At 70.4% G+C, this 26,581-nt stretch carries 25 protein-coding genes; 18 read left to right on the top strand and 7 right to left on the bottom strand.

All coding sequences use genetic code 11. The features are described from left to right. Positions 1-16: 16 nt before the first annotated feature. The 5 genes from ACFWBQ_RS17755 to ACFWBQ_RS17735 all read left to right on the top strand — a co-directional run bounded on the left by ACFWBQ_RS17755 (position 17) and on the right by ACFWBQ_RS17735 (position 4,629). On the top strand, positions 17-1,060 hold the full coding sequence (locus tag ACFWBQ_RS17755) for a LacI family DNA-binding transcriptional regulator (protein WP_385489341.1): 1,044 nt from the start codon (positions 17-19) through the stop codon (positions 1,058-1,060). Positions 1,061-1,153: 93 nt separating this feature from the next. Beyond that, entirely contained in the window at positions 1,154-2,230 is a 1,077-nt protein-coding gene (locus ACFWBQ_RS17750) for a S1C family serine protease (protein ID WP_385489338.1), read from the top strand. Positions 2,231-2,243: 13 nt separating this feature from the next. After that, positions 2,244-2,426: a hypothetical protein gene (locus ACFWBQ_RS17745; RefSeq protein ID WP_385489335.1), complete on the top strand. Its 183-nt coding sequence runs from the start codon at positions 2,244-2,246 to the stop codon at positions 2,424-2,426. A gap of 50 nt (positions 2,427-2,476) precedes the next feature. After that, positions 2,477-3,205 (top strand): response regulator transcription factor, encoded by a 729-nt coding sequence (locus ACFWBQ_RS17740; protein ID WP_385489332.1) that lies wholly within the window; start codon positions 2,477-2,479, stop codon positions 3,203-3,205. Next, positions 3,202-4,629, top strand: a complete 1,428-nt coding sequence (locus tag ACFWBQ_RS17735) for a sensor histidine kinase (protein ID WP_385489329.1) — start codon at positions 3,202-3,204, stop codon at positions 4,627-4,629. Before ACFWBQ_RS17740 ends, ACFWBQ_RS17735 begins: the two co-directional genes overlap by 4 nt. Before the next feature lie 4 nt (positions 4,630-4,633). On the opposite strand, the gene ACFWBQ_RS17730 is transcribed toward ACFWBQ_RS17735, so the two are convergent. Together ACFWBQ_RS17730 and ACFWBQ_RS17725 are read right to left on the bottom strand one after the other, a co-directional pair. After that, on the bottom strand, positions 4,634-5,527 hold the full coding sequence (locus ACFWBQ_RS17730) for a phosphatidylinositol-specific phospholipase C (protein ID WP_385489326.1): 894 nt from the start codon (positions 5,525-5,527) through the stop codon (positions 4,634-4,636). Between the two features lie 182 nt (positions 5,528-5,709). Beyond that, positions 5,710-7,524, bottom strand: coding sequence for a bifunctional metallophosphatase/5'-nucleotidase (locus ACFWBQ_RS17725; protein ID WP_385489324.1), 1,815 nt, complete (start codon positions 7,522-7,524; stop codon positions 5,710-5,712). A 308-nt stretch (positions 7,525-7,832) separates the two neighbouring features. On the opposite strand from ACFWBQ_RS17725, the gene mshD reads away from it, so the two are divergent. The 11 genes from mshD to pstB all read left to right on the top strand — a co-directional run bounded on the left by mshD (position 7,833) and on the right by pstB (position 19,472). Continuing rightward, a complete protein-coding gene (mshD, locus tag ACFWBQ_RS17720; RefSeq protein ID WP_385489321.1) occupies positions 7,833-8,756 on the top strand; it encodes a mycothiol synthase in 924 nt (307 codons plus the stop codon). A gap of 93 nt (positions 8,757-8,849) precedes the next feature. Next, positions 8,850-9,260, top strand: coding sequence for a GntR family transcriptional regulator (locus ACFWBQ_RS17715; RefSeq protein WP_385489318.1), 411 nt, complete (start codon positions 8,850-8,852; stop codon positions 9,258-9,260). Beyond that, positions 9,257-10,159, top strand: coding sequence for an ABC transporter ATP-binding protein (locus ACFWBQ_RS17710; RefSeq protein WP_385489315.1), 903 nt, complete (start codon positions 9,257-9,259; stop codon positions 10,157-10,159). The genes ACFWBQ_RS17715 and ACFWBQ_RS17710 overlap by 4 nt, the downstream gene beginning before the upstream one ends. Continuing rightward, positions 10,156-11,136, top strand: coding sequence for a hypothetical protein (locus ACFWBQ_RS17705; RefSeq protein WP_385489312.1), 981 nt, complete (start codon positions 10,156-10,158; stop codon positions 11,134-11,136). Before ACFWBQ_RS17710 ends, ACFWBQ_RS17705 begins: the two co-directional genes overlap by 4 nt. Positions 11,137-11,402: 266 nt before the next feature. Beyond that, entirely contained in the window at positions 11,403-13,655 is a 2,253-nt protein-coding gene (locus tag ACFWBQ_RS17700; RefSeq protein ID WP_385489309.1) for an RNA degradosome polyphosphate kinase, read from the top strand. Next, positions 13,642-14,670 (top strand): CHAD domain-containing protein, encoded by a 1,029-nt coding sequence (locus ACFWBQ_RS17695; protein WP_385489306.1) that lies wholly within the window; start codon positions 13,642-13,644, stop codon positions 14,668-14,670. The genes ACFWBQ_RS17700 and ACFWBQ_RS17695 overlap by 14 nt, the downstream gene beginning before the upstream one ends. After that, positions 14,667-15,086: an NUDIX hydrolase gene (locus ACFWBQ_RS17690; RefSeq protein WP_385489303.1), complete on the top strand. Its 420-nt coding sequence runs from the start codon at positions 14,667-14,669 to the stop codon at positions 15,084-15,086. The genes ACFWBQ_RS17695 and ACFWBQ_RS17690 overlap by 4 nt, the downstream gene beginning before the upstream one ends. Positions 15,087-15,315: 229 nt before the next feature. Next, complete coding sequence (gene pstS, locus ACFWBQ_RS17685) at positions 15,316-16,452, top strand: phosphate ABC transporter substrate-binding protein PstS (protein ID WP_385489300.1); 1,137 nt, start codon at positions 15,316-15,318, stop codon at positions 16,450-16,452. A 126-nt stretch (positions 16,453-16,578) separates the two neighbouring features. Then, the gene (pstC, locus tag ACFWBQ_RS17680; protein ID WP_385489297.1) at positions 16,579-17,571 is read left to right on the top strand and encodes a phosphate ABC transporter permease subunit PstC; all 993 of its coding nucleotides are present in this window, start codon (positions 16,579-16,581) and stop codon (positions 17,569-17,571) included. Next, positions 17,568-18,656, top strand: coding sequence for a phosphate ABC transporter permease PstA (pstA, locus tag ACFWBQ_RS17675; RefSeq protein WP_385489295.1), 1,089 nt, complete (start codon positions 17,568-17,570; stop codon positions 18,654-18,656). Before pstC ends, pstA begins: the two co-directional genes overlap by 4 nt. Positions 18,657-18,695: 39 nt before the next feature. Further along, the gene (gene pstB / locus ACFWBQ_RS17670) at positions 18,696-19,472 is read left to right on the top strand and encodes a phosphate ABC transporter ATP-binding protein PstB (RefSeq protein ID WP_385489292.1); all 777 of its coding nucleotides are present in this window, start codon (positions 18,696-18,698) and stop codon (positions 19,470-19,472) included. 123 nt (positions 19,473-19,595) lie between these two features. Here pstB and ACFWBQ_RS17665 read toward each other — a convergent pair whose 3' ends face one another. Next, complete coding sequence (locus ACFWBQ_RS17665) at positions 19,596-20,594, bottom strand: anion permease (RefSeq protein ID WP_385489289.1); 999 nt, start codon at positions 20,592-20,594, stop codon at positions 19,596-19,598. A 5-nt stretch (positions 20,595-20,599) separates the two neighbouring features. Further along, positions 20,600-21,220 (bottom strand): DUF47 family protein, encoded by a 621-nt coding sequence (locus tag ACFWBQ_RS17660; RefSeq protein ID WP_329208774.1) that lies wholly within the window; start codon positions 21,218-21,220, stop codon positions 20,600-20,602. Positions 21,221-21,440: 220 nt separating this feature from the next. Between ACFWBQ_RS17660 and ACFWBQ_RS17655 the strand changes: the two genes are divergently transcribed. Continuing rightward, positions 21,441-21,797, top strand: coding sequence for a metal-sensitive transcriptional regulator (locus ACFWBQ_RS17655; protein ID WP_385489285.1), 357 nt, complete (start codon positions 21,441-21,443; stop codon positions 21,795-21,797). 62 nt (positions 21,798-21,859) lie between these two features. On the opposite strand, the gene ACFWBQ_RS17650 is transcribed toward ACFWBQ_RS17655, so the two are convergent. Both ACFWBQ_RS17650 and ACFWBQ_RS17645 read right to left on the bottom strand, forming a co-directional pair. Next, the gene (locus tag ACFWBQ_RS17650; protein ID WP_385489282.1) at positions 21,860-22,069 is read right to left on the bottom strand and encodes a hypothetical protein; all 210 of its coding nucleotides are present in this window, start codon (positions 22,067-22,069) and stop codon (positions 21,860-21,862) included. A gap of 99 nt (positions 22,070-22,168) precedes the next feature. Next, the gene (locus ACFWBQ_RS17645; protein ID WP_385489279.1) at positions 22,169-23,053 is read right to left on the bottom strand and encodes a hypothetical protein; all 885 of its coding nucleotides are present in this window, start codon (positions 23,051-23,053) and stop codon (positions 22,169-22,171) included. A 177-nt stretch (positions 23,054-23,230) separates the two neighbouring features. On the opposite strand from ACFWBQ_RS17645, the gene ACFWBQ_RS17640 reads away from it, so the two are divergent. After that, the gene (locus ACFWBQ_RS17640) at positions 23,231-23,431 is read left to right on the top strand and encodes a hypothetical protein (protein ID WP_385489276.1); all 201 of its coding nucleotides are present in this window, start codon (positions 23,231-23,233) and stop codon (positions 23,429-23,431) included. A 63-nt stretch (positions 23,432-23,494) separates the two neighbouring features. Here ACFWBQ_RS17640 and ACFWBQ_RS17635 read toward each other — a convergent pair whose 3' ends face one another. Continuing rightward, positions 23,495-26,365: a tetratricopeptide repeat protein gene (locus tag ACFWBQ_RS17635; RefSeq protein ID WP_385489273.1), complete on the bottom strand. Its 2,871-nt coding sequence runs from the start codon at positions 26,363-26,365 to the stop codon at positions 23,495-23,497. Positions 26,366-26,581 lie beyond the last annotated feature (216 nt).

Genomic DNA, 26,581 nt, shown 5'->3' with positions numbered 1-26,581 from the left:
GCGTAGACTGCCGCGCGTGGCCAAGGTGACGCGGGACGATGTGGCGAGACTGGCGGGGACGTCGACCGCGGTCGTCAGCTACGTCATCAACAACGGACCCAGGCCGGTTGCCCCGGCCACGCGCGAGCGGGTACTCGCCGCGATCAAGGAGCTGGGGTACCGGCCCGACCGGGTCGCCCAGGCCATGGCATCGCGGCGGACCGACCTCATAGGCATGATCGTGCCGGACGCGCGCCAGCCGTTCTTCGCGGAGATGGCGCACGCGGTCGAACAGGCCGCCGCCGAGCGCGGGAAAATGGTGCTCGTCGGCAACTCCGACTACCGCGACGAGCGCGAGGTCCACTATCTGCGGGCCTTCCTCGGCATGCGGGTCTCCGGCCTGATCCTCGTCAGCCAGGGCCCCAGCGAGCGGGCGGCAGCCGAGATAGAGGCCTGGGACGCCCGCGTCGTCCTGCTGCACGAGCGGCCCGAGGCGATCGACGACGTCGCGGTCGTCACGGACGACATCGGCGGCGCGCAGCTCGCCACCCGCCACCTCCTGGAGCACGGCAACGCCTATGTGGCGTGCCTCGGCGGCATGGAGTCGACCCCGGTGGTCGGTGACCCGGTCGCCGACCACATCGAGGGCTGGCGCCGGGCGATGCACGAGTCGGGGCGGTCCACGGACGGCCGGCTCTTCCACGCCCCGTACAACCGCTACGACGCCTACCAGGTGGCCCTGAAGCTGCTCGCGGGCCCGGACAGGCCGCCGGCGATCTTCTGCTCGACGGACGACCAGGCCATCGGTGTACTGCGGGCCGCGCGCGAGCTGCGGATCGATGTGCCCGGGGAGCTCGCGGTCGCGGGCTTCGACGACGTGAAGGAGGCGGGCCTGACGGATCCGCCCCTGACGACGGTCTTCTCGGACCGTCCCGCGATGGCGCGGGCGGCCGTGGATCTGGTCCTCGACGACTCGCTGCGGGTCTCGGGGTCACGGCGCGAGCGCCTGAAGCAGTTCCCGTCCGCGCTCGTGGTGCGTCGTTCGTGCGGCTGCGGAGAACCGACGGTCGCGGCGCCGTAGCCCTCCGCCCCTTATATGGGGCATACGCGGTTCTGCCGGGCTTCTCAGGACGTACTCAGGCCCTTCTCATGTTCGCTGGCCACTCTCGTAGGCATGACCGACAGCCACCGCCCGAGCGGCGAGTACCCGATGTACCCCTCGTACGGCAACGGCGAGGCGGCCTACCCGCCGCCGCCGGCGTACGAACCCGCACCGCAGAGCGCCGCGGAGCCCGGCGCCGCCGCCTGGCCCGCGCCCGAGCCCGCCCCCGCACAGACCCCGGCCCCGGAGCGCAGGGTCAAGCGGCCCCTCGCCCTCCTCGCCGCAGTGGCGATCGTCGCGGCCGCGATCGGCGGCGGCACCGCCACCCTCGTCGGCGAACTCGCCGACGGCGGTTCGAACAGTTCCGGCTCCGGCAGCGTCGTCAGCGGCACCACCGTGTCCCGGAGCAGCGCGGGCACCGTCTCCGGCGTTGCGGCGGCCGTGGCACCGGCGATCGTCGAGATCAGCGCGACGTCCTCGGCGGGTGACGCCACCGGTTCCGGCGTCGTCATCACCTCGGACGGCGAGATCGTCACCAACAACCACGTGATCTCGGGGGCCTCGCAGATCAAGGTGGCTCTCAGCACCGGCAGGACGTACACCGCCGACGTCGTCGGCACCGACGCCGACAAGGACCTGGCGCTCATCAAGCTCCAGGACGCGAGCGGACTGAAGACGGCCTCCCTCGGCGACTCCTCCGCGGTGAAGGTGGGTGACCAGGTCGTGGCGATCGGCTCGCCCGAGGGTCTCACCGGCACGGTCACCAGCGGCATCGTCTCGGCGCTGGACCGCGATGTCACGGTCGCCAAGGACGACGACAGCTCCGGTTCCGGCCAGGGCCGGCAGCAACAGGGCGGCGGGAACTGGCCCTTCGAGTTCGGCGGGCAGCAGTTCAACGGCGACACGGGTACGTCCAAGACCACGTACAAGGCCATCCAGACCGACGCCTCGCTCAACCCCGGTAACTCCGGCGGCGCGCTCATCAACATGAACGGCGAGATCATCGGCATCAACTCCGCGATGTACTCCCCCAGTTCGGCAAGTGCCTCGGGCAGCTCGGCGGCGGGCAGCGTCGGCCTCGGCTTCGCCATCCCGGTCAACACCGTCAAGGCCGACCTGGACGCCCTGCGCGCCGGCAACGGCTCCTGACGAGGAGGTCCCCATGAACCCCGACACCGATACCGCTGCCACCGGCCCGTCCGGCCTGGTCCTTCCCCTCGCCCTGGCAGCCGAACTGGCCGCCCGGCGCTCCACGGACGGCCCCCGCTCCCCGGAGGTCCGCACAGCCACCACCAGCCGCGGACGCCGTGCCGCGCGACGCCGTGCGACGGCCGTGCGAGGCTGAGAGCACAGCACGCAGCAACAGCCACGCGAAGGAAGAAGGAAGAAGCAGCGATGAGCCCCGCCGAAGACGATCCGCAGCGCGTTCTGATCGTCGACGACGAGCCCGCCGTGCGCGAGGCCCTGCAGCGCAGCCTCGCCTTCGAGGGATACGGCACCGAGGTCGCCGTGGACGGCTACGACGCCCTCACCAAGGCGGAGTCGTACGCCCCCGACCTGATCGTCCTGGACATCCAGATGCCCCGCATGGACGGCCTCACCGCCGCCCGGCGCATCCGGTCCACCGGCTCGAGGACACCCATCCTGATGCTCACCGCCCGCGACACCGTGGGCGACCGGGTCACCGGCCTCGACGCGGGCGCCGACGACTACCTCGTCAAGCCCTTCGAGCTCGACGAGCTCTTCGCCCGCATCCGGGCGCTGCTGCGCCGCAGCTCGTACGCGGTCGCGGCGGGCGCCCTCCCCGACGACGACGTGCTGTCCTTCGCCGACCTCCGCATGGACCTGAACACCCGCGAGGTCACCCGGGGCACCCGCCGGGTCGAACTGACCCGCACCGAGTTCACCCTCCTGGAGATGTTCCTGGCCCACCCACGGCAGGTGCTGACCCGTGAGCAGATCCTCAAGGCCGTCTGGGGCTTCGACTTCGAACCCAGTTCCAACTCCCTGGACGTGTACGTGATGTACCTGCGCCGCAAGACCGAAGCGGGCGGCGAGCCGCGGCTCGTCCACACGGTGCGGGGCGTGGGGTACGCCCTGCGGTCCGGCGGCGGTGAGGCGTGACGGGCCTGCTCCGCCGCTTCCGCACGCTGCCGCTCCGCTCCCGCCTCGCCATGCTGGTCGCCACGGCGGTGGCGGTCGCGGTGGCGGCGGTGGCCGTCTCCTGCTGGTTCGTGACGCGCGAGCAGCTGGAACACCAGCTGGACGAATCGCTGCGCAATTCGACGGCGATCGACAAGGAGTACGTCCAGAACCTGCTCAATGCCTGCGCGGGCACGGTGGCCGGCCAGCGCCCGTCCCCCGGCTCGTACAGCGTGCAGATCATCGCGACCACCGGCGAACCCTGCGCCGCCCCGTCGCGGACCGGCCCCTTCCCCACGACCGACGCGGACATCGCCGTGGCCGGCGGGGACCGCAAGGACGCTCTGCACACGGTCACCGGCACCGACGGCAAGCAGCTGCGGGTCTACACCCGGCCGATCCAGCTCAACCGCCCCGGCCCCGCCTCCGTCAACACCCTGGCGGTCTCCGTCGCCCGCCCGATGAGCGAGGTCGACGACCCGCTCTCCACCCTCGCCTGGATGCTCCTCTTCGTCTCCGGCATCGGTGTCGTCGGCGCCGGAGCGGCCGGACTCTGGGTCGCCCGCTCCGGCCTGCGCCCCGTCGACGAGCTCGCCGACGCCGTCGAGCACGTCGCCCGCACCGAGGACCTCACCGTCCGGATCCCGGCCGAGGGCGAGGACGAGATCGCCCGCCTCTCCCGCTCGTTCAACTCCATGACCAGCTCCCTGGCCACCTCACGCGACCGCCAGTCCCAGCTCATCGCGGATGCCGGGCATGAGCTGCGGACCCCGCTGACCTCGCTGCGTACGAACATCGAGCTGCTCGCCCGCAGCGACGAGACCGGCCGCGCCATCCCGCCGGACGACCGCAAGGCCCTGATGGCGTCGGTGAAGGCACAGATGACCGAGCTGGCCGCCCTCATCGGCGACCTCCAGGAACTCTCCCGCCCGGACGCCGCGCAGCCCGGCCCCCTCCAGGTGGTCGCGCTGCACGACATCACCCGTACCGCCCTGCAGCGCGCCCGGCTGCGCGGCCCCGAGCTGACGATCACTGCCGAGCTGGCCCCCTGGTACGTACGCGCCGAACCGGCCGCGCTGGAGCGGGCGGTCGTCAACGTCCTGGACAACGCGGTGAAGTTCAGTCCGCCCGGCGGCAGGATCGAGGTCGTCCTGCACCGCGGCGAACTGTCCGTCCGGGACCACGGCCCCGGCATTCCGGCCGAGGAACTCCCGCACGTCTTCGAACGCTTCTGGCGCTCTCCCTCGGCCCGCCAGCTCCCCGGCTCCGGCCTCGGTCTGTCCATCGTGGCCCGCACGGTCCAGCAGGCGGGCGGCACCATCGCGCTGCACCCGCCACGCGACGGCGACGGCACGGTGGCCTCGGTCACGCTCCCCGGGGCACCGCAGCCGCCGCCGGACCTGTGAACGCTCAGGCTGCCGGGTTGTGCCGGATCAGTGAGGCGACGAGGCCGGAGCGGGTGGCCGGGTAGTCCAGCGGAACGATGCCGAGTCCGGTCCAGCCCGACGCCTGCGCCCCGTCGAGGAACGAGTGGACCTGCGGGTTGAGCCGGTCGGAGTTCCAGCGGGGCGGCATCAGGGCCGCGGTGCTCACGTAGTTCATGAACAGCTTGCCGGGCTGCTGCGCGGCCTTGCGGAACTGCGCCTCGATCTTCGGGTACTTGCCGAACGGCTCGGCCATGTAGTCGTCCTGGATGTCGAAGACCGCCGGGTCGGCGTACCGGATCCCCGGCAGGCCGCCGTTGTCGGCGAGCACCACGACCTTGCCACGGGCCGCGCCGAGGTCCGGGAGGGCCGAGTCGAGGCGGAGGAGCGGGCGCCAGCCCTTGCCGTCGAGGTACAGGTCGAAGATCCGGCGGAACGCGGCGTCGCTCTCTTCCGAGTACTCCTGCTTGACCCGCATCAGTACGGTCTCCGATGGCCGCTGGGCCAGGAAGTCCCGGCAGGCGACCAGCACATCGTCGAAGTTCAGGTTCTGGTACGACGCTCCGTGATGGATGGCGAACGCGTCGCCGCTGATCCGGCAGCGTATGTCGAGGAAGCGGATACCGCTGTTGAGCTGCTCGGCGACCGTGGTGTTCTGGCACTCCGTCCAGGGGCCGCCGTAGCGGGCCCCCGAATTGTGCGTTCCCGGGATCGTGAGGCGTTGCAGAGGGGTGGCGTCGGCGAGACCGCCCATCCAGTCCTGCGTGCCGAGGGCCCGGCCGGCGGCTGCGACGGCAGGCGTCGCGCCGATGAGGACTCCGGCGGTGGCAGCGAGGGCGCCTGTGAGGAAGTTCCGGCGGGTGACGGTGTACGGGCTCATGCGGGGAGGCCTCCGTCGGCTGTGGGGGAGGCCTGAAATTATGTCGGGTACACCTCAAAACCGGAACAGGGCCGACGGCCGGGCGCCGCGGGGGCGATGTCCGGTGGGCGGGGTGAAAACGGCAGGAGCGGGGCGGTGGGCCATTTCGGCCCGCCGCCCCGCTCCCGTGCGTCTGCCGCCGACTACTGGATGACCGTGATCCGGTCCGTGGCCGGCGGGGCCAGCGGCGCGGAGGCCGTGGAGTGCGCCGCCAGGTAGGCGTTGAACAGGTCCAGGTCGGACGGGCCGACCAGCTTGTTCGTGCCCTGGCCGAGGGCCGCGAAGCCGTCGCCGCCGCCCGCGAGGAACTCGTTCATCGCGACGCGGTACGTCTTCGCCGGGTCGATCGCCTCACCGTTCAGCAGGATCGAGCCGGCGACCACACGGTCGGCACCCGCCTTCGTGAGGTCGAGCGTGTAGGTGAGGCCCTTCGACACCTGGAGGATCTTCGGGCTGGCCGCGTTGGAACCGCTGACCTGCTGCTGGAGCGCGGCCACGAGCTGCGCGCCGGTCAGGTCGACGACGTTCATCATGTTGGTGAACGGCTGGACGGTGAACGCCTCGCCGTACGTCACCACTCCGTTGCCCTCGCTGCCGGAGGCCGCGTACACGAGGTCGGAGCGGATACCGCCCGGGTTCATGAACGCGACGACCGCACCGCCCTTGTCCGCCGGGGCCAGGCCCTCCAGCTGGGCGTCCGCGATCAGGTTGCCGAGCGGCTTCTCGGGGGCCGTGGAGCCGCGGCCGTTGATGTCTGCGGCGATGAAGCCCTGCGGCCGGCTCGCGATCGGGGCCGCGAGGGTGTTCCAGCGGGCGATCAGCGCCGTCATGTCCGTGGCCTTGGCCTGGTCCCGGCTGACGACGTGGTTCGCCGACGTCACGGACTTCACCGACGTGCGGACGATGTCCTTGGTCCGACGGTCGTAGGTGAGGGTCGTGTCCGTGTAGACCTTGCCGAACGAGGAGGCCGAGGTGACCAAGCGCGGATTGCCGGACGGGTCCGGGACCGTGCACACGTACGCCTGGTGGGTGTGGCCCGTGACCAGGGCGTCGACCTTCGGCGTGATGCCCTTCGCGATGTCGACGATCGGCCCGGAGATGCCGTCACCGGCGCCCGGGCTGTCGCAGTTGTAGTTGTACGAGGAGGAGGCCGGGGCCCCGCCCTCGTGGATCAGCGCGACGATGGACTTGACGCCCTGGCGGTCCAGTTCCTTGGCGTACTTGTTGACCGTCTCGATCTCGTCGTGGAACTTCAGGCCCTTGACGCCGTTGGCGGTGACGATGTTCGGCGTGCCCTCCAGGGTCACCCCGATGAAGCCGATCTTGACGCCGTTCTTCTTCCAGACCGTGTACGGCTTGAGGATCGGCTTGCCGGTCTTCTCGGCCGTCACGTTGGCCGCGAGGTACGGGAAGTCCGCGCCCTGGAACTTCTTGCCCTGCTCGTAGCAGCCCTCGGCCGGGTGGCAGCCGCCGTTCTGCAGACGGGCCAGCTCGGTGGCTCCCTCGTCGAACTCGTGGTTGCCGACGGACGTCACGTCGAGGTCGAGGCCGTTGAGCGCCTCGATCGTGGGCTCGTCGTGGAAGAGGCCGGAGAGCAGCGGGCTCGCGCCGACCATGTCGCCACCGGCTGCGGTGACGGAGTACGGGTGACCCTTGCGCGCGGTGCGCAGCGAGGTCGCCAGGTACTCGACGCCACCGGCCGGGATCGACTTCACGGTGCCGTCGGCCTGCGTCTCGCTGACCGCCCCGGCGGAACCGGCCGGCGGCTCCAGGTTGCCGTGCAGGTCGTTGAAGGAGAGCAACTGGACGTCGACCGTACGGGGCTTGTGGCCATGACCGTGGCCCCGGTCATGGGCGTCGGCCGGCATCGCGGCGACGAGCGCGCCGACGGTGGCCAGCCCGGCAGCGGCGGCGAGCACCCGCCTGGACGCGCGGTTCTTCTGCGGAGTCGCTGACATCGGTCCCCTTGTGAGTTCAGCGGGAGGTCTGGGAGTGGTGACAGGTCTGGAGCCTGCTGCCGCAGCCTAGAGTCAACGCGCGTAGCGCGACAGGGTGTCGGGGTTACGAGCTGGTTGCTTCACGACCGGAAAGCGGCAGATCCGGCCAAATCTCCACTCTCCGCCGCGAAGGTGGCCCTGGAGGGCTACGCCCCCGGCATCGAGGAAGTCGCGCAACGCACCCCGGTGCCCTCCGGGGTGGGGCGTTCTCCGCGGCTACGGTCGCGACGGCATGGAACGCCCCACCCCGTCGCCGTACGCTCGTACCCATGACGACTGACGTACCCCTCCCCGCCCCCGGCCGTGCGATCGAGACCCTCGACGCACTCACCTCCGAGCAGGCCGACGCCGTCCTGGCCCTTCTCGGCGAAGCGGCCGGGACCGATGGCAGGGAGGCGGTCTCCGAGCAGGGGCGGCTCCAGCTCCGGGGCGGGCACCGCGAGGGCATCCGGCACTTCCTGCTCACCGCCGACGGCACACTGGCCGGGTACGCGCAGCTGGAGGACACCGACCCCGTCGAGGCCCCCGCCGCCGAGCTCGTCGTCCATCCTTCCCACCGCGGCCACGGGCACGGCCGGGCCCTCGGGTCCGCCCTCCTCGCCGCGACCGGGAAGCGGCTGCGGGTCTGGGCGCACGGCGGCAAGTCGGCGGCCCGGCACCTCGCCCAGGTCCTCGGCCTCTCCCTCTTCCGGGAGCTGCGCCAGCTCCGCCGCCCTCTCGGCTCGCTCGACATCGCCGAGCCGGTCCTGCCCCCGGGCGTCACCGTCCGTACCTTCGTGCCGGGCCAGGACGACACGGCCTGGCTCGCCGTCAACAGCTCCGCCTTCGCCCACCACCCCGAGCAGGGCTCCCTCACCCAGCGGGACCTGGACGACCGCAAGGCCTCGCCGTGGTTCGACCCGAAGGGCTTCTTCCTCGCCGAGCGCGACGGCGCGATCATCGGCTTCCACTGGACGAAGGTGCACACCGAGGAGCAGCTCGGCGAGGTGTACGTCGTCGGCATCCTGCCCGAGGCCCAGGGCGGCGGCCTCGGCAAGGCACTCACCGCGATCGGACTGCGCCACCTGGCGGCGCAGGGGCTGCCGACCGCGATGCTCTACGTCGACGCCGACAACCCGGCGGCCCTGTCGGTGTACGAGCGGATGGGCTTCGCCACGCACGAGGTCGACCTGATGTACCGCACGGAGTCCTGACACCTGGTCAGAACCGGTCGGGGCGGCGTCGCTTGACGTCGCCCCTTCTTTGCGACACCCTTTCACTACTCAATTAGTGAAAGGGTGGTGAACATGGCCGAGTCCGCAGCGGTCGAGTTCCGCATCGACCGGCGCAGCGGCGTCGCCACCTATCTGCAGATCGTGCAGCAGACCAAACAGGCCCTCCGTCTGGGTGTGCTGGAGCCCGGCGACCGGCTGCCCACGGCCCGCGAGGTCGTCGAGGCCACAGCCATCAATCCCAACACCGTCCTCAAGGCCTACCGCGAACTGGAACGCGAGGGCCTCGTCGAGGCCCGCCGCGGCCTCGGCACCTTCGTCCGCCGGACCCTGGGCAGCGCGGCAGCCGCGGGCGACGCACCGCTGCGGGCCGAACTCGCCGACTGGGCCCGCAGAGCCCGCACAGCGGGACTGGACAAGGACGACGTGAGCGCTCTCTTCACCGCCGTACTGGACAGCACATTCAAGGGGGACCAGGAGTCATGACAGGCGCCGCGATCGAGGCGACCGGCCTCGGTATGAAGTACGGGCGAAGGGCCGGGTGGGCGCTGCGCGACTGTTCGTTCCGGCTGCCCGCCGGACGGGTGTGCGCCCTTGTCGGGCCCAACGGTGCCGGGAAGTCCACCCTGCTCGCCCTCGCGGCGGGCCTGCTCCGGCCCACCGAGGGGACGGTGCGGGTCCTCGGCTCCGCCACTCCCGCCGATGCCCGGCCGCGCATCGCGTACGTGTCCCAGGACAAGCCCCTGTACCCGCAGTTCACCGTGGCCGACACCCTGTGGGCCGGCCAGGAGCTCAACCCCACGACCTGGGACCGCGCGGCCGCCGACCGGGTCGCCGCAACGCTCCCGCAGGACGCGAAGGTCCGCACGCTCTCCGGCGGGCAGCGCACCCGGCTCGCCCTCGCGCTCGCGCTGGGCAAGCGGCCCGAACTGATGCTGCTGGACGAGCCGATGGCCGACCTCGACCCACTCGCCCGGCACCAGCTGATGGGCACCCTGATGGCCGAGGCCGCCGAGCACGCCACGACCATCGTGATGTCGTCGCACATCCTCACCGAGCTGGAGGGCGCCTGCGACTACCTCCTGCTCGTCGACGGCGGCACGGTCCGGCTCGGCGGCGAGAGCGACGACATCCTCGCCGCGCACGCCGTGCTCACCGGCCAGGTCGGCGACCTCGCCCCGCACACCGTCGTCGAGTCCCGCACGACGGGACGTCAGCTCACCGCACTCGTACGGAAGGAGGGCCCGGTGGACCTCGCCGCCTGGGACGTCACGGAGCCTTCGCTGGAGGAGCTCCTGCTGGCCCACCTCCGCTCGCCGGACGCCCCGCCGCTGCTCACGCCGAGCGCGACCGGCACATCGAGCCGGGCGGGGGCTGCCGCATGAGCACGCTCACCCTGCGCGGCCCCGCCCGCGTGGTCGTACGCCAGCACCGGCGCGCCCTGCAGATCGCGGGTCTGGTCGCCGTGGCCGGAATCGTCGTCCTCGTCGGCTACGCGCTGCGGACGTCCCACCTCATCGACGCGTTCGAGGCGGGCCCCTGCGAAGTCTCGGGTGTCTCCGGCCCCGAGTGCGACCAGCGGATCAGGGACTACAGCGACGCGATGTACCTGTACAGCAGGGTGCTGACCTACGCGTCGCTGATACTCACGGCCCTGCCCGGGGTCGTCAGCGCGTTCGTCGCCGGCCCCATGATCGCCAGGGAGCTGGAGAGCGGTACGTACCGCATGGCCTGGACCCAGTCCGTGACACCGACGCGCTGGCTGGCCGCCAAGCTCGCCGTCCCGGCCGTGCTGCTGGTCGCCGGTGTGTCCGTGCTGTCCGCCGTCTTCACCTGGGCACGGTCAGGGGCGGGCACCGAGAGTCCGCTCTACTGGTACGAGGCACCGGTCTTCGCCGCGACACCCCCCGCGACCGTCGGCTACACGCTGCTCGGCATCGCCGTGGGTGCACTCACGGGGCTGCTGGTGCGCCGCACCGTGGCCGCGATGTCGGTGGCCGCACTCGTCACGGGCACCGTGATCGCGACGCTCGGGACCCTCCGGAGCGGCCTCTGGCCCCTGCTGACCGAGATCCGCCCGACCGAGGGGAACTCGGGCATTCCGGTGACCTCCTGGGTCGTCGAGCTCGGCCGGGTCACCGGCAGCGGTGAGCGGCTGCCGTGGGAGGTGTGCCTGCCGCAGGCCGACGAGGCCGCCATGCAGCGGTGCCTGGCCGAGCACGACGTCACCGGCGCGTTCATCGACTTCCACCCCGCCTCGCACTTCTGGCCCCTCCAGCTCGTCGAGACCGGCATCCTCCTCGCCCTCGCCGCCCTGGCCTTCGTGCTCGCCTTCCGCGTACTGCGCCGCCGCCACGGCTGAGAGACCTCCCTGTCCGGGCCCGGGGGAGCCCGGGCAGGGAGAACGCATACGGTGAACGGGGACATCCCCGCAGTCACACCGCTTCCTGCACGTCATGTCGTCGTTACCAGCCATTCAGACACGCTTGCGACCCTCACGGGATGCAGCCAGCTGTGCCCACCCCCCGCAACGGGAGCCACCCCGGTTCACTGACCACTCCCGCATCTTCCGCGATCTTTAACGGCTCCGACGCGCCCCAGGAGCCGAACGCGCGGAAGAATAGGTCCATGAGCCAGCAGCCCAGCTCCGAGGTCCCGGTCCAGCCCGCCCAGCCGTCGGTCGGCTCCCTCGCCGCGCACCGGCCGAACGCCGTCGCCGGCTCGTCGTCCGCACCCGCCGGCCTGTCCACAGCCGCCGACCTGGACCCCGATCTGGACAACGACGCCGACACGTACGAGCCGGAGACGGACGGCGACGAGCTGCCGCAGGGCCGGTTCCTGGACCGGGAACGCAGTTGGCTCGCGTTCAACGAACGGGTGCTGGAGCTGGCCGAGGATCCCGCCACACCCCTCCTCGAACGGGCTAATTTCCTCGCCATCTTCGCCTCGAACCTGGACGAGTTCTTCATGGTCCGGGTGGCCGGGCTCAAGCGCCGTATCGCCACCGGCGTCGCCACCCGCTCCGCGTCCGGGCTCCAGCCCCGCGAGGTCCTCGACCTGATCTGGACCCGCTCGCGCGAGCTCATGGCCCGGCACGCCGCCTGCTACCAGCAGGACATCGCGCCCGCACTCTCCGACGAGGGCATCCAGCTCATCCGCTGGCCCGAGCTGACCGAGAAGGAACAGGCCCGCCTGTTCACCTTCTTCCGGCAGCGCGTCTTCCCCGTGCTGACCCCGCTGGCCGTCGACCCGGCGCACCCCTTCCCGTACATCTCCGGCCTCTCGCTCAACCTCGCCGTCGTCGTACGCAACCCGGTCAGCGGCCACCGCCACTTCGCCCGCGTCAAGGTGCCGCCGCTGCTCACCCGCTTCCTGGAGGCGTCGCCGCAGCGCTACGTCCCCATCGAGGACATCATCGCGGCCCACCTCGAAGAGCTCTTCCCCGGCATGGAGGTCCTCGCCCACCACATGTTCCGGGTCACCAGGAACGAGGACCTGGAGGTCGAGGAGGACGACGCCGAGAATCTGCTCCAGGCCCTGGAGAAGGAGCTCATGCGGCGCCGCTTCGGCCCGCCGGTCCGCCTGGAGGTCGAGGAGTCCATCGACCCGTACGTGCTGGACCTCCTCGTACGCGAGCTGAAGATCTCCGAGACCGAGCTCTACCCGCTGCCGGGCCCGCTCGACCTCACCGGGCTCTTCGGCATAGCGTCGCTGGACCGGCCGGAGCTGAAGTTCCCCAAGTTCATCGCGGGCACCCACCGCGATCTCGCCGAGGTCGAGTCCGCCTCCGCGCCCGACATCTTCGCCGCCCTGCGCGAACGCGATGTGCTGCTGCACCACCCGTACGACTCGTTCTCCACCTCCGTCCAGGCCTTCCTGGAGCAGGCGGCGGGCGACCCGGACGTCCTCGCGATCAAGCAGACCCTGTACCGGACCTCGGGCGACTCCCCGATAGTGGACGCCCTGATCGACGCCGCCGAGTCCGGCAAGCAGGTCCTCGTCCTCGTCGAGATCAAGGCCCGCTTCGACGAACAGGCCAACATCAAGTGGGCCCGCAAGCTGGAGGAGGCCGGCTGCCACGTCGTCTACGGTCTCGTCGGCCTCAAGACCCACTGCAAGCTGTCGCTCGTCGTACGCCAGGAGGGCGACACGCTGCGCCGCTACTCCCACGTCGGCACCGGCAACTACCACCCCAAGACCGCCAGGCTGTACGAGGACCTCGGCCTGCTCACCGCCGACCCGCAGGTCGGCGCGGACCTCTCCGACCTCTTCAACCGGCTCTCCGGCTACTCGCGCCGCGAGACCTACCGCCGCCTGCTGGTCGCCCCGAAGTCCCTGCGCGACGGACTGATCGCCCGCGTCAACAAGGAGATCACCCACCACCGCGCGGGCCGCTCCGCCTACGTCCGCATCAAGGTCAACTCGATGGTCGACGAAGCGATCATCGACGCCTGCTACCGGGCCGGGCAGGCCGGCGTACCGGTCGACATCTGGGTACGCGGCATCTGCGCGATCCGCCCCGGCGTCAGCGGGCTCTCCGAGAACGTCCGGGTCCGCTCGATACTGGGCCGCTTCCTCGAACACTCCCGGGTCTTCTCCTTCGGCAACGGCGGAGAGCCCGAAGTCTGGTTCGGCAGCGCCGACATGATGCACCGCAACCTCGACCGCCGGATCGAGGCACTGGTCCGCGTCACCGACCCCGCCCATCGCGCCGCCCTCAGCAGGCTCCTGGAAACAGGCATGTCCGACACCACGTCCTCCTGGCACCTCGGTCCCGACGGGAACTGGACCCGGCACGCCACGGACGCGGACGGCCAGCCGCTGCGGCACGTACAAGAGATGCTCATCGACGCACGGAGGCGCCGGCGTGCGACGCCCTGACCACCTGACGACAACTCAGGCACCGTACCTCTCCGCCGAGGCCGTCCTCGCCCCCTACCTGCGGGAACAGGCCGCCGACTTCCTGCGGAGCCTGCGCCTGCACCGCGAGCACAGCGCCCCGACGGACGCCGGCACCCAGGGGGCCGAGAAGGCCGCCGGTGCGCTGCGCCGCTCCGCGCGGCGGATCAGCGGCACGCTGCACACCTTCCGGGGGGCGCTCGATCCGGTCTGGGCCGACCAGCTCCGCACGGAACTGACCTGGCTCTCCGGCACGCTGGCCCGCGAACACGCGTACGCCACCCGGCTGGCCCGGCTGCTGGAGGCGCTCCACCAGCTCTCGGGCGCCTCGCTCCCGGCAGCCCGGGCGGCAGCGCCCGCAGGCAGCGGCGACAGCGGCGACATGCGCGACACCCGCGACACGGAACGGGCCGCGCTCGGCGTCGGTGCGGCGCGGGCCGGGGCCCTCCTCGAACGCCGGCTGACCCTCGCAAGGACCCGCGCCCACTCGGCGGCGCTCCAGGCGCTCGGCTCCTCCCGCTTCCACGCGGTCGCGGACGCTGTCGCGCTGCTGGCCTCCGAGGTCCCCCTGGCGCCCGCCGCCACCGCCCCGGCCGCCGAAGTGCTGAACGGCCCCGCGGAGCGGGCCGAGCAGCGGATGCTCGGTGCGGTGGCCGCGCTGCCGCCCGACGAGACGGTGGAGCCGTACAACGACACCCAGGACGCGCTCTGGCACCAGGCCCGCCTGCTGCTTCGGCTGCACCGGTACGCCCACGAGGTGGTCCCGGGCACCCACGATCCGGTCCTGGCCGGGGCGGGGCACGCTCTCGACCTGCACCGGGACGCGGCGGAGGCCGCCGCAGCGGCGGCAGCTGCGGCCCGCACCCCGCGGATCGCCCCGGCGACGGCGTACGCCCTGGGGGTGCTCCACGCCGACCAGCGGCACGAGGTGGAGGCGGCCCGCAGCGTCTTCCGGGAGACCTGGCCGTACGCGGCGGCGGCCGTGACGACACCGTGAGCGACACCGGCAGCGGCCCCGTTCTGGCTGCGGGCTGTGTGCTGTGGCGCCGGTCGCCGTGCGACGGAGGACTGGAGATCTGCCTGGTCCACCGGCCCCGCTACGACGACTGGTCCTACCCCAAGGGAAAGCTGAAGCGGGGCGAGACGGCGCTGGAGTGCGCCCTGCGCGAGGTCCTGGAGGAGACGGGCCACCACTGCACCCCGGGCACCGGGCTGCCCACGTCCCGGTACCTGGTGAACGGCCGCCCGAAAGAGGTCACCTACTGGGCGGCCGAGGCGACGGACGGCGCATTCGTGCCCAACGACGAGGTCGACCGGCTGATCTGGCTCTCCCCCACGGCCGCCCGCAACCGCCTCACCCGCCCCCGCGACCGCGACCAGCTGGACGCGTTCCTGGAGACGCCGACCGCCTGATGCGGGCCGGGACCGGCGATGAGGGCACAGCCCCCGCCGAGCCTGCCGCACCGGAACCAGCCCGCCCGGCACGGTTCACCTTCCGTTCACTCTGCCCCGTAGGGCGCTTCACCTGTTCTGCCTAATTTCGGACGTACACGGTGCACGGCGCCAAGCCACCGCACCATTCCTCATCGCACGCCGCCTCGCATCCACAGCCGCGGCGGCTCCTGGAAGGAACACCCCGAAAGTGAAGCTTCAGCGCAAGAACCGGCTTCGTGCCACCGCGCTCGGTGCCCTCGCCGTCTCCGGCGCCCTGGTCCTCACGGCGTGCGGTTCGGACGACAACACCGGTGCCGACGCGAACGGCGGCACCAAGACGAGCGCCGCCGCGTCGAACATCAAGTGCGACGGCGCCGAGGGCCAGCTGCGCGCCTCCGGGTCGAGCGCCCAGAAGAACGCGATGGACCTCTGGGTCAAGAACTACATGGCCGCCTGCTCCGGTGTGGAGGTCAACTACAACTCCTCCTCCTCCGGTGAGGGCATCGTGGCGTTCAACCAGGGCACCGTCGGCTTCGCGGGCTCCGACTCGGCCCTGAAGCCCGAAGAGGTCGCCGAATCGAAGAAGATCTGCAAGACCGGCCAGGGCATCAACCTCCCCATGGTCGGCGGCCCCATCGCGATCGGCTTCCACCTCGAGGGTGTCGACAAGCTCACGCTCGACGCCCCCACGCTCGCCAAGATCTTCGACACCAAGATCAAGAAGTGGAACGACCCGGCGATCGCCAAGCTCAACGACGGCGTCAAGCTGCCGGACAAGGCCATCCAGCCCTTCCACCGCTCCGAGGACTCCGGCACCACGCAGAACCTCGGCAAGTACCTGAACGCCGCGGCCCCGAGCGACTGGAAGTACGAGGCCGAGAAGAAGTGGCCCGCGCCCGGTGGCCAGGCCGCCTCCGGTTCCTCCGGTGTCGCCACCCAGGTCAAGCAGGTCGACGGCTCCATCGGTTACTTCGAGCTGTCCTACGCCGCCTCGCAGGACATCACCACCGTCGACATCAACACCGGTGGCGCCGCCCCGGTCGAGGCCACCTCGGAGAACGCCTCCAAGGCCATCGCCGCCGCCAAGGTCAAGGGCACCGGCAAGGACCTGGCACTCGACCTCGACTACACGACCAAGGCCGAGGGCGCGTACCCGCTGGTCCTGGTGACGTACGAGGTCGTCTGCGACACCGGCAACAAGGCCGAGACCCTCGGCACGGTCAAGTCCTTCCTGACCTACGCCGCTTCCGAGGAGGGCCAGAAGGTCCTCTCCGAGGCCGGCTACGCGCCGATCCCCGCCGAGATCAACGCCAAGGTCCGCGAGACGGTCGCCGCCCTCTCGTAACCCGTACCGCGCACGACACACGGCAGGCCGGTCCGGCGCATCCCTCCGGACCGGCCCGCCACCAGCCCCATCCGGTGCACCGCCGCCAGGGGAGCTCGTCCCTCCCCCACACAGACCGGAAAGATCATGGCTTCCACGACACCGCTCGACATCCCACCGGCTCCGCCGGCAACGCGCGGCCGCCCCGAGACCACCGGGCGCGCCGGCGACAAGATCTTCCTGGGCCTCTCGCGGGGCTCGGGCATCCTGCTGCTCGTGATCATGGCGTCGATCGCCGTGTTCCTCACCTACCGCGCAGTCATCGCGATATCGAAGGACGAGGGCAACTTCCTCACCACCTTCGACTGGAACCCGGCCGGTGACCCGCCGGTCTTCGGCATCGCGGTCCTCCTCTTCGGCACCGTCGTCAGCTCGATCATCGCGATGCTCATCGCGGTTCCGATCGCTGTCGGCATCGCCCTCTTCATCTCGCACTACGCGCCGCGCAAGCTGGCCGCCCCGCTCGCCTACGTCATCGACCTGCTCGCCGCCGTGCCCAGCATCGTCTACGGCATCTGGGGCGCGCTCGTCCTCGTGCCGTACCTGGAGGGCCTGAACCTCTGGCTCGACCAGTTCTTCGGCTGGACGTACATCTTCGAGAAGACCGAGGTCGGCGTCGCCCGCTCGCTCTTCACCGTCGGCGTCCTGCTCGCGATCATGATCCTGCCGATCGTGACCAGCGTCAGCCGCGAGGTCTTCCTCCAGGTCCCGAAGATGAACGAGGAGGCGGCGCTCGCCCTCGGAGCCACCCGCTGGGAGGTCATCCGCCTCTCGGTCCTGCCCTTCGGCCGCTCCGGGATCATCTCCGCCTCGATGCTGGGCCTGGGCCGGGCGCTCGGCGAGACGATGGCTGTCGCCACGGTCCTGTCGCCGAGCTTCCTCATCTCGCTGCACGTGCTCAACCCCGGCGGCGGGACGTTCGCGCAGAACATCGCGGCCAAGTTCGGCGAGGCCGACGAATTCGGGCGCGACGCCCTGATCGCCTCGGGCCTCGTCCTCTTCGTCCTCACCCTGCTGGTCAACGGCGCGGCCCGGCTCATCATCGCCCGCCGCAAGGAGTACTCGGGGGCCAACGCATGAGCAACGCCACCACGACCGACGTCCAGGACAACCGTCCGCGGACCTCTCCGGAACACCGCAAGGGCAGCCTCAGCAGCCGCAGCCTCCCCCGCTGGTCCCCGCTCGGCTTCGGCGCCGTCGCGATCGCGCTCGGCGTCGGCATCAGCGTCGCCGCCGGCTGGCACAGCCGCGTGCAGTGGGGCCTGATCTCCGCCCTGCTCTTCCTGGCCATCTCCTACGTCATGACGACCGTGGTCGAGAACCGGCGCCAGGCCAAGGACCGCCTTGCCACCAGCGTCGTCTGGGTGTGCTTCCTCGTCGCCGTCGTTCCGCTCGCCTCGCTGCTCTGGACCACCATCAGCCGCGGCTCCGAGCGCCTCGACGGATACTTCCTCACCCACTCCATGGCCGGAGTCCTCGGCTCGGAGGACAGCGGCGGCGTCTACCACGCGCTGATCGGCACCCTGGAGCAGGTCGGCATCGCCACGGTGATCTCCGCCCCGCTCGGACTGCTGACCGCGATCTATCTCGTCGAGTACGGCAAGGGCGCGCTCGCCAGGTCCGTCACCTTCTTCGTCGACGTGATGACCGGGATCCCGTCGATCGTGGCCGGTCTCTTCATCCTGTCGATCATGTTGATCGCGAGCATCGAGCCGTCAGGCCTGATGGGCGCGCTCGCCCTGACGATCCTGATGATCCCGGTCGTGGTCCGCTCCACCGAGGAGATGCTCAAGCTCGTCCCGAACGAGCTCCGCGAGGCCTCCCTCGCCCTGGGCATCCCCAAGTGGCGCACCATCCTGAAGGTGGTCCTCCCCACCGCGATCGGCGGCATCACCACGGGCGTGATGCTCGCCGTCGCCCGTATCGCGGGGGAGACGGCACCGATCATCCTGCTGGTCTTCGGCAGCCAGCTGATCAATACGAACCCCTTCGAAGGCGCCCAGTCCTCGCTGCCCTTCTACATCTACGAGCAGTACAAGGTCGGCGAGGCCGCGTCCTACGACCGCGCCTGGGCCGCAGCCCTGGTCCTGATCGCCTTCGTCATGATCCTCAATCTGGCGGCCCGTGGCATCGCCCGCTGGAAGGCCCCGAAGACCGGTCGCTGACGCGGCCAACAGCGACCTCCGAAAGAAGCAGTGATTTTCATGGCCAAGCGAATCGACATCGGCGGGCTCACCGCCTACTACGGCTCCCACAAGGCCATCGAGGACATCTCGATGACCGTGGAGCCCCGCTCCGTGACCGCCTTCATCGGCCCGTCCGGCTGCGGCAAGTCCACCTTCCTGCGCACCCTGAACCGCATGCACGAGGTCACCCCCGGTGGCCGCGTCGAGGGCAAGGTGCTGCTGGACGACGAGAATCTGTACGGACCCGGGGTCGACCCGGTCACCGTGCGCCGCACCGTGGGCATGGTCTTCCAGCGCCCGAACCCGTTCCCGACCATGTCGATCTTCGACAATGTCGCCGCGGGGCTGAAGCTGAACGGCTCGTACCGCAAGAACCAGCTGGCCGAGGTCGTCGAGAAGTCCCTCCGGGGCGCCAACCTCTGGAACGAGGTCAAGGACCGCCTGAACAAGCCCGGCTCCGGCCTCTCCGGCGGCCAGCAGCAGCGTCTGTGCATCGCCCGCGCCATCGCGGTCGAGCCGGACGTGCTGCTGATGGACGAGCCGTGCTCGGCACTCGACCCGATCTCGACCCTCGCGATCGAGGACCTGGTCGGTGAGCTGAAGGAGCGCTTCACGATCGTCATCGTGACGCACAACATGCAGCAGGCGGCACGCGTCTCGGACCGTACGGCGTTCTTCAACCTCTCGGCGGTGGGCAAGCCCGGCCGTCTGATCGAGATCGACGAGACGGAGCGGATCTTCTCCAACCCGTCGGTGCAGGCGACCGAGGACTACATCTCGGGCCGCTTCGGATAACCACAAAAACGGCCTTGGGGTGCTGCATGGCGGTGCCACCGCAAGGCAAAGGGTCCGCCCCTGCTCTCGATCTCCCGATCGGAGCAGGGGCGGACCCATTGGCTCGGTCACGCGGTCACGCGGTCACCCGAAGAGCAGGACCACGACCCCATAGCTCAGCGCAGCGACCAGCGCCGCGGCCGGCATGGTGATGAACCAGCCCAGGATGATGTTCTTGGCCACGCCCCACCGCACGGCGTTCACCCGCTTGGTAGCGCCGACACCCATGATCGCCGAAGTGATCACATGCGTCGTGGAGATCGGTGCGTGGAACAGGAACGCCGAGCCGAACATGATCGACGCACCGGTCGTCTCGGCCGCGAAGCCCTGCGGCGGGTCCAGCTCGATGATCTTCCGGCCGAGCGTACGCATGATGCGCCAGCCGCCCGCGTACGTACCGAGCGAGAGCATCAGCGCACAGGAGATCTTCACCCAGACCGGGATCTCGTCGTTGGGTCCCTCGACATCGGCGATGACCAGCGCCATCACGACGATGCCCATCGTCTTCTGCGCGTCCTGGAGGCCGTGACCGAGCGCCATGCCCGCCGCCGAGACCGTCTGCGCGATACGGAAGCCACGCTTGGCCTTGTGGGGGTTGGACTTCCGGAACATCCACATGATCGCGACCATCACCAGATAGCCCACGACCAGACCGATGACCGGCGAGAGGAACATCGGGATGACGATCTTTTCGAGGACGCCGTCCCAGTGCACCATCGTCCCGCCGGCCAGCGCCGCGCCGACCATGCCGCCGAACAGGGCGTGCGAGGACGAGGACGGCAGACCGTAGTACCAGGTGATGAGGTTCCAGATGATCGCGCCGACCAGCGCCGCGAAGAGGATTCCCATCCCCTTCTGCCCCTCGGGCGTGGCGATGATCCCTTCGCTGACGGTCTTGGCGACCCCCTGGCCCAGGAAGGCGCCGGCGAGGTTCATCACAGCGGCCATCGCCAGAGCCGCACGCGGGGTCAGCGCCCGGGTGGAGACCGAGGTGGCGATGGCGTTCGCCGAGTCGTGGAAGCCGTTCGTATACGTGAAGCCGAGCGCGACGCCGATGGTCACGATCAGCGCAAAGGTGTCCACGAGGTTCAGGACTCCTTGACCGCGATGGTCTCCACGGTGTTCGCAACGTGCTCGAACGCGTCAGCGGCCTCTTCCAGCACATCCACGATCTGCTTGAGCTTCAGCACTTCCATGGCGTCGTACTTGCCGTTGAAGAGCTGGGCGAGCAGCTTGCGGTGGATCTGGTCGGCCTGGTTCTCGAGACGGTTGACCTCGATCCAGTACTCGGTGAGGTTCTGCATGGTCCGCAGGCTCGGCATGGCCTCGGCGGTCAGCTCCGCAGCGCGGGCCAGCACCTCGATCTGCTGCTCGACACCCTTGGGGAGCTCGTCCACCTGGTACAGCACGACCAGGTCGACGGCCTCCTCCATGAAGTCCATGATGTCGTCGAGCGACGACGCGAGGTTGTAGATGTCCTCGCGGTCGAACGGCGTGATGAAGGAGGAGTTCAGCTGGTGGAAGATCGCGTGGGTGGCATCGTCCCCCGCGTGCTCCGCTGCCCGCATACGCTCCGCGATCTCGACTCGGGAGGCAGAATCCGCCCCGAGCAGTTCCATCAGGAGTTTCGAGCCCGTGACGATGTTGTCCGCGGATGCGGAAAACATGTCGTAGAAGCTCGTCTCCCTGGGGGTCAGACGAAAGCGCACGTGGGGTCCTCGGGGTGCTTTGGATTCGGTCAGGCTGATGCTAGGCGCATCATCCGGCCACGGCTAACCGGCGTTATTCAGTGTCGCGCATCGGGCACAGTGATCAGCACGGCCCCCCGGTCACGTTTCGGCTGGATTCGTTACGATATACCCGGCAGGGGTATACAGACAGCGCAGACAGGTCTACGGACGCAGGGCAAGAGGACAACGGAGGACTCCCATGACCACCACCGAGGCCACTGAAGCAGCTGACGCAGCCGGTACGGAAGAGGTCGTCACCGACCACGACCGCGGTATTCACGGCTACCACCACCAGAAGGACGAACACCTCAAGCGGCTGCGCCGGATCGAGGGCCAGGTCCGCGGCCTGCAGCGCATGGTGGACGAGGACGTCTACTGCATCGACATACTCACCCAGGTCTCGGCCTCCACCAAGGCCCTGCAGTCCTTCGCGCTCCAGCTGCTGGAGGAGCATTTGCGCCACTGCGTCGCCGATGCCGCGGTCAAGGGCGGCGCGGAGATCGACGCGAAGGTCGAGGAGGCCACGAAGGCCATCGCCCGCCTCCTGCGCACCTGAGGCGGGGAAGCGGCGCACTCCGACGCGGTCCGTGAGATGTCCGACAGCGGCGGAGCAGGGGCTCACCCCCCGTGGGTGCACTGCCGGGGGATCGTCGGCGGCCGCTCGGCCAGGGCCGTCGTGACGTTGAGCACCTCGTCGATACGGTCCGGACTGAGCCGGTCCTCACACGCGGCCGAGGCCGCGATCATGAGCTCGCCGCACAGTTCGATCTCGGCGAGAGCCACACAGTCCTGAGCGTTCGGAGCGCTGAGCGTCACCACCTGCGTCACCTCTCTCTGCCGTCGCCGACTCCTGGCGCACCGACTTCCTAGGGTAGGGAGCGCAACACTCCCCGCGCATGGCACGGACGGACCATTTCAGCCCCCTCCCTACGGTGTTTCCGGGCCATCCCGCCCCTGCTGGATCCTGCCCGTGTAGATGTCCCCGGCGGGCGGCAGCTCCACGACGACCGGTGCCCCGAACCCGTACAGCAGCATCGTCGACACCACCGACACCGCCGGTCCCTCGGAAGCGAAGCTGAAGCGGTGGCGCACCTTCCGTAGCAGGCCCTCGTCGTCGAGGTACGCGTCGAACGGCACCGCGTCCGTGCTGAACCCTTTCGCCGCGGCCTCCAGCGCGCCACGCGCGGACGGCGAGGCCGCTTCCGCCGCCCGCCCGATGTCCGAGACACCCCGGTAGTGGCGGACCGCCACCCCGGCGAGCTCCGTCCTCCCCACATACGTCACCACGCCCGCACCACGCAGGAGTTCGGCGGCGGCCATCGGATCGGTGACGCCGCCGGTGACGAGGTTGCCGTCCTCCAGAGCCGTCGTGTCGATCCTGACCCACTTGTCGTCGGGCACTCCGGCACCGCGGTTCTTCATGTACAGAGCCCCCGGCGCCAGCAGCTCGGTGATCGGCCGGTGCCCGTCCACCCCTGCGGCGTCCTTCGGCAGTACCACCTTGATCCGGCCCAGCTGTCTGCGGAAGTCGTACGCTCCCTGGCCCCGGATCGTCACCCGCGTTGCGCCGGCCGCGGTCTCCATCGACGTACGCGTCTCGGCGCTGCCCGCAGCGGTCAGCTCATCGGCTGCCCGCCGGACCACGGCCGCCGACGTTCCGGCGGCTCCGCCTTCCCCGGTCACCGCCCGCTCGCCGGTCCCGACGCCGTCACTCCTGCCGGAGCACCCGGCGCTCACCGCCATCACGCCCGCCATGGCCAGGGCGCACACAGTCAGTGCCCCGCTTCCGCACCTGTGCTGCCGCACCACCATCGCCTGCCAACCCTCAACGACGTCGTACCCCTGACCGAGCTCCCGCCCGACTCGCCTAACGACCACCGGGGCGCGCCGTCACGCCACAAGAGCCCGCCCCACCCCACCCGGTGCCCTTCGGGAAGCCGATCGGCCCACTCGTACCCGGTCGCCGACCGGCCCCAGTACCGTGGACGCGTGTATGAGGACCTCCCGGACTCCGCAGTCCAAGCCCCCACCCCGGCACACACCACCACCACGGTCGAACGAGGCTCTTTCTGCCTGGCCCGCTGCACCTGCGGCTGGTCGGGACCGGCCAGACGCTCGCGCGACCGGGCCCGCACCGACGCCCAGCACCACAGCGCGATGCCGGGCGGCCGGGGTGCGTCCGGCCGCTGAGGGGCATCCGCCGCTGAGGGTGTCGGCCGCTGAGGGTGTCGGCCGCTGAGGAGTGACCGACCGCTAAGGGGTGGCCGGCCGCTCGAGGATCTCTTCCAGCCGCCGCATGAAGGCGTCCGTGCCCGGTCCTGACTCCGGAAGGAGCTTCCGGAGAAGCGCCAGGTCCTCCCGCATCTCCTGGATCAGAGGCCGGGCCGGCTCACCTTCGAGAAGGGCGTCGAAGTGCGCGGCGGCCTCGTCCCGGTCCGGCAACGCGCAGGTCATGACGAACAGGCACTCGCGCGCCCACGCAGCCTTCGGGCCCTCTCCCACCGCGGCAGCGGCAGACACCCGGACAGCGTGCCGGAACTGCTCCTGGGCCTCCTGCTCATTGCCGGTCATGCGCAGAGCGACGGCGTGGAGACCCACGTTCCAGCCGTCCTCGGAGTCGATGTCGAGGGCCCGGGCACAGTCGTCGATCGCCTCGTCGTTGCGGCCCAGGAGCAGATGGACCTGTGCGCGGCCGTTGATGATCCATTCGGAACGTGGGGCGAGCTCGATGGCACGGGTGTAGTCGGCGAGAGCCTCCTCGTAACGCCCCATCGCCTGGTACGTCTGCCCCCGGCTGCCCAGGGCCCAGGCGTACTGGGGGTTGATGCCGACGGCACGCGTGTAGTCGACAAGTGCCTCGTCGAAACGGGCCAGTTCCCGGTAGGCCTCCCCGCGGCTGGCGAGGGCCCATGCATATTCGGGGTCGAGTTCGAAGGCACGGGTGTAGTCGGCGAGGGCGTCCCCGTAACGCCCCATCGCCTGGTACGTCTGCCCCCGGCTGCCCAGGGCCCAGGCGTACTGGGGGTTGATGTCGAGGGCACGCGAGAAATCGGCGAGCGCGTCCTCGTAACGCTCCAGATCCTGGTACGTCTGCCCCCGGCTGCCCAGGGCCCAGGCGTACTGGGGGTTGATGTCGAGGGCACGCGAGAGATCGGCCAGAGCGTCATCGAAACGCTCCATGCGCCGGTACGTCTCCCCGCGGTTGGCGACCGCCCAGTCGTACCCGGGGTCGAGCTCGATCGCGCGGGTGTAGTCGGCGAGAGCCTCCTCGTGCCGGCCCAGGGCCAGGTACGTCTGCCCGCGACTGGCGATGGCCCACTCGTAGTCGGGGTCGAGCTCGATCGCGCGCGTGCAGTCGGCGAGGGCCTCCTCGTGACGGGCCATGAGCCGGTACGTCTCGCCGCGCGCCGCGTGGTTCCGCGAGGTGTCCGGCGCGACGCCCAGGGCCGCTTCGCAGTCCGCCAGCGCGCTCGCGTAGTCGCCCACGGCCAGATGCTCGCGGGAGCGGGTGCGGTACGCCATCCCCCTTCCGGCCGAGTCCAGCTCGGGAGCGTTCAGCAACGACGTCAGCACGGCGACACCGGCCGTGTCCTGCTCCCCGGCGGCCTCCAGCCGCCGGCCCCAGGACGTGAGGACGGCGGTCCCGGTGTCCTCCCCGGCCTGGCCGAGGAGCTGGGCCCAGCGGCGCAGCGTCGCCAGGTCGAGATCGATGGCGTGAACCGCCTGATGGAGGGCGTCGGGCAGCGCGGTGCGGGAGTTCGCGCACAGCCGGTGGTACGTCTCGTTGAGGCGGTGCTCACGCCAGCCGGCGTCCTGCCAGTGCTCATCGGCGTCGGTGCCGAGATCGGCCTCCGCCGCCAGCCGCCACTGCGCGAACGTGTCGGCGAGACGGGTGTGCGCCTGCTGCCAACGGGAGGGGGACCGGGTGCGCTGCAGGCGCAGCATCGCGGCGCGGACGACGTTGTGGTAGCGGCACCGGCCCGCCTGTGAGGAGACGAAGGCCAGGCCGCGCAGCCACGGGTAACCGTCGGCGGCGGCTTCCGGAACGGCGGAACGGTAGACGTCCTCGTTGAGCTGAAGAGGAAGCGCGCAGGCCAGCGCGGCCTCGCGGCGCTGCGCATCCGGCTCCCATCTCAGGAACCTCTCGACCGCGGTCTCGGACGGATCACCGCTGCTGTCGCCGGTGCCCGGGTCGCTCCGCGCCAGCATGTCGACCAGCAGCGGAAGCCGCCCGGACAGACGCAGGACCAGCTCGATGCTGGGCTCGTCGACCACGCCGTGAGTGGTGAGGAGCGTACGGGCCTCCTCCTCGGTGAACACCTCCAGGCACACCTCGGTGACCTGCCCCATCCAGTCGCCCCAGACCCGGGCGTCCAGGCGCAGCTGGCCGGACAGCACGATCTGTACATTGACCGGCAGGCTCCCGTGCTCCTCACCGAAGACGATGCTCTGCAGCCAGGCGTCGAGCACCGGCCCGGTCCGCTCGTACACGTCGAAGAACAGCACCACCCGCTCGCACCGCTCGGAGACGTCCGCCAGGTCCTCCAGGAAGACCGGGGCGAGACCCGCCACCGGATTCATCACCAGCTGCACATCGTCGTGGCTGCGCAGCCGCATGTTCAGCATCGTCCGCATCCGGTCGGCGCCCAAAGCCACCTGCTGCGGATCGACCGCCCCGACGAACGCCCCGACGCCGGGCAGCATCCCCAGCCCCACCAGACCCACCTGCGCGGCCACCGTGCTGGACGGCGAGGCGCTCGGTACGGGCCCGGCCGCACCCGGTTCACCCGGGGCGGCCTGCGGAGCGGGAGCCGCGCTCTCGGCCTGGTGCCGGCGCTGACGGTAGGTCGCCAGCTGCTTGTCGAACCGCTTCAGCGGGTGCCCCTGCTGGCCGAGCCGGGCACTGACCGTCTCCATCGCCTCGAGCGCGTCGTGCACGTCGTCGTCGACGAACGCCGTGACCACCGAGGTCTGCTCGCGCGCCGCGGCCTCCCACTGCCGTACGAGGGTCGACTTGCCCACGCCGCCGTTGCCGCGCACGTGGAACAGGAACGGAAAGTCCACCTCTTCCGGATCGCGGGCAAAGGTCTCGCGGAAGACCGCCAGCTCACCACGGCGCCCCACGAACCCCGCCCGCCCGTGCCGTCGATTGACTTCCTGCCGTGACGGCCGACGCCCAGCCACACCGCATCACCCCCCGAATAGTGGACATGATGCCCCGTCAACAGAATTCCCGGAACACCGAACGACGAAGACGGCCGCAGAGGGATGCCCCCTGCGGGACACCTCTCTGCGGCCGTCGTACACCTCTGCAGCGCCTCTCTGCGGCGCCCCTCTGCA

Origin of the sequence: Streptomyces sp. NPDC060035, assembly GCF_042736635.1 — a bacterium.
Lineage (GTDB): Bacteria > Actinomycetota > Actinomycetes > Streptomycetales > Streptomycetaceae > Streptomyces.
Note: the sequence above shows the minus strand (reverse complement) of the source record. Positions and strands in the feature narration are given on the sequence as shown.

Bases quoted from the DNA above. Each gene is read 5' to 3' on its own strand.
- pstA (WP_385489295.1), top strand. From the start codon at position 17,568: ATGAGCAACGCCACCACGACCGACGTCCAGGACAACCGTCCGCGGACC.
- ACFWBQ_RS17730 (WP_385489326.1), bottom strand. From the start codon at position 5,527: ATGAGCCCGTACACCGTCACCCGCCGGAACTTCCTCACAGGCGCCCTC.
- ACFWBQ_RS17745 (WP_385489335.1), top strand. From the start codon at position 2,244: ATGAACCCCGACACCGATACCGCTGCCACCGGCCCGTCCGGCCTGGTC.
- pstC (WP_385489297.1), top strand. From the start codon at position 16,579: ATGGCTTCCACGACACCGCTCGACATCCCACCGGCTCCGCCGGCAACG.
- ACFWBQ_RS17700 (WP_385489309.1), top strand. From the start codon at position 11,403: ATGAGCCAGCAGCCCAGCTCCGAGGTCCCGGTCCAGCCCGCCCAGCCG.
- ACFWBQ_RS17655 (WP_385489285.1), top strand. From the start codon at position 21,441: ATGACCACCACCGAGGCCACTGAAGCAGCTGACGCAGCCGGTACGGAA.
- ACFWBQ_RS17705 (WP_385489312.1), top strand. From the start codon at position 10,156: ATGAGCACGCTCACCCTGCGCGGCCCCGCCCGCGTGGTCGTACGCCAG.
- pstB (WP_385489292.1), top strand. From the start codon at position 18,696: ATGGCCAAGCGAATCGACATCGGCGGGCTCACCGCCTACTACGGCTCC.
- ACFWBQ_RS17645 (WP_385489279.1), bottom strand. From the start codon at position 23,053: ATGGTGGTGCGGCAGCACAGGTGCGGAAGCGGGGCACTGACTGTGTGC.
- ACFWBQ_RS17725 (WP_385489324.1), bottom strand. From the start codon at position 7,524: ATGTCAGCGACTCCGCAGAAGAACCGCGCGTCCAGGCGGGTGCTCGCC.
- ACFWBQ_RS17715 (WP_385489318.1), top strand. From the start codon at position 8,850: ATGGCCGAGTCCGCAGCGGTCGAGTTCCGCATCGACCGGCGCAGCGGC.
- ACFWBQ_RS17740 (WP_385489332.1), top strand. From the start codon at position 2,477: ATGAGCCCCGCCGAAGACGATCCGCAGCGCGTTCTGATCGTCGACGAC.
- ACFWBQ_RS17750 (WP_385489338.1), top strand. From the start codon at position 1,154: ATGACCGACAGCCACCGCCCGAGCGGCGAGTACCCGATGTACCCCTCG.
- mshD (WP_385489321.1), top strand. From the start codon at position 7,833: ATGACGACTGACGTACCCCTCCCCGCCCCCGGCCGTGCGATCGAGACC.
- ACFWBQ_RS17710 (WP_385489315.1), top strand. From the start codon at position 9,257: ATGACAGGCGCCGCGATCGAGGCGACCGGCCTCGGTATGAAGTACGGG.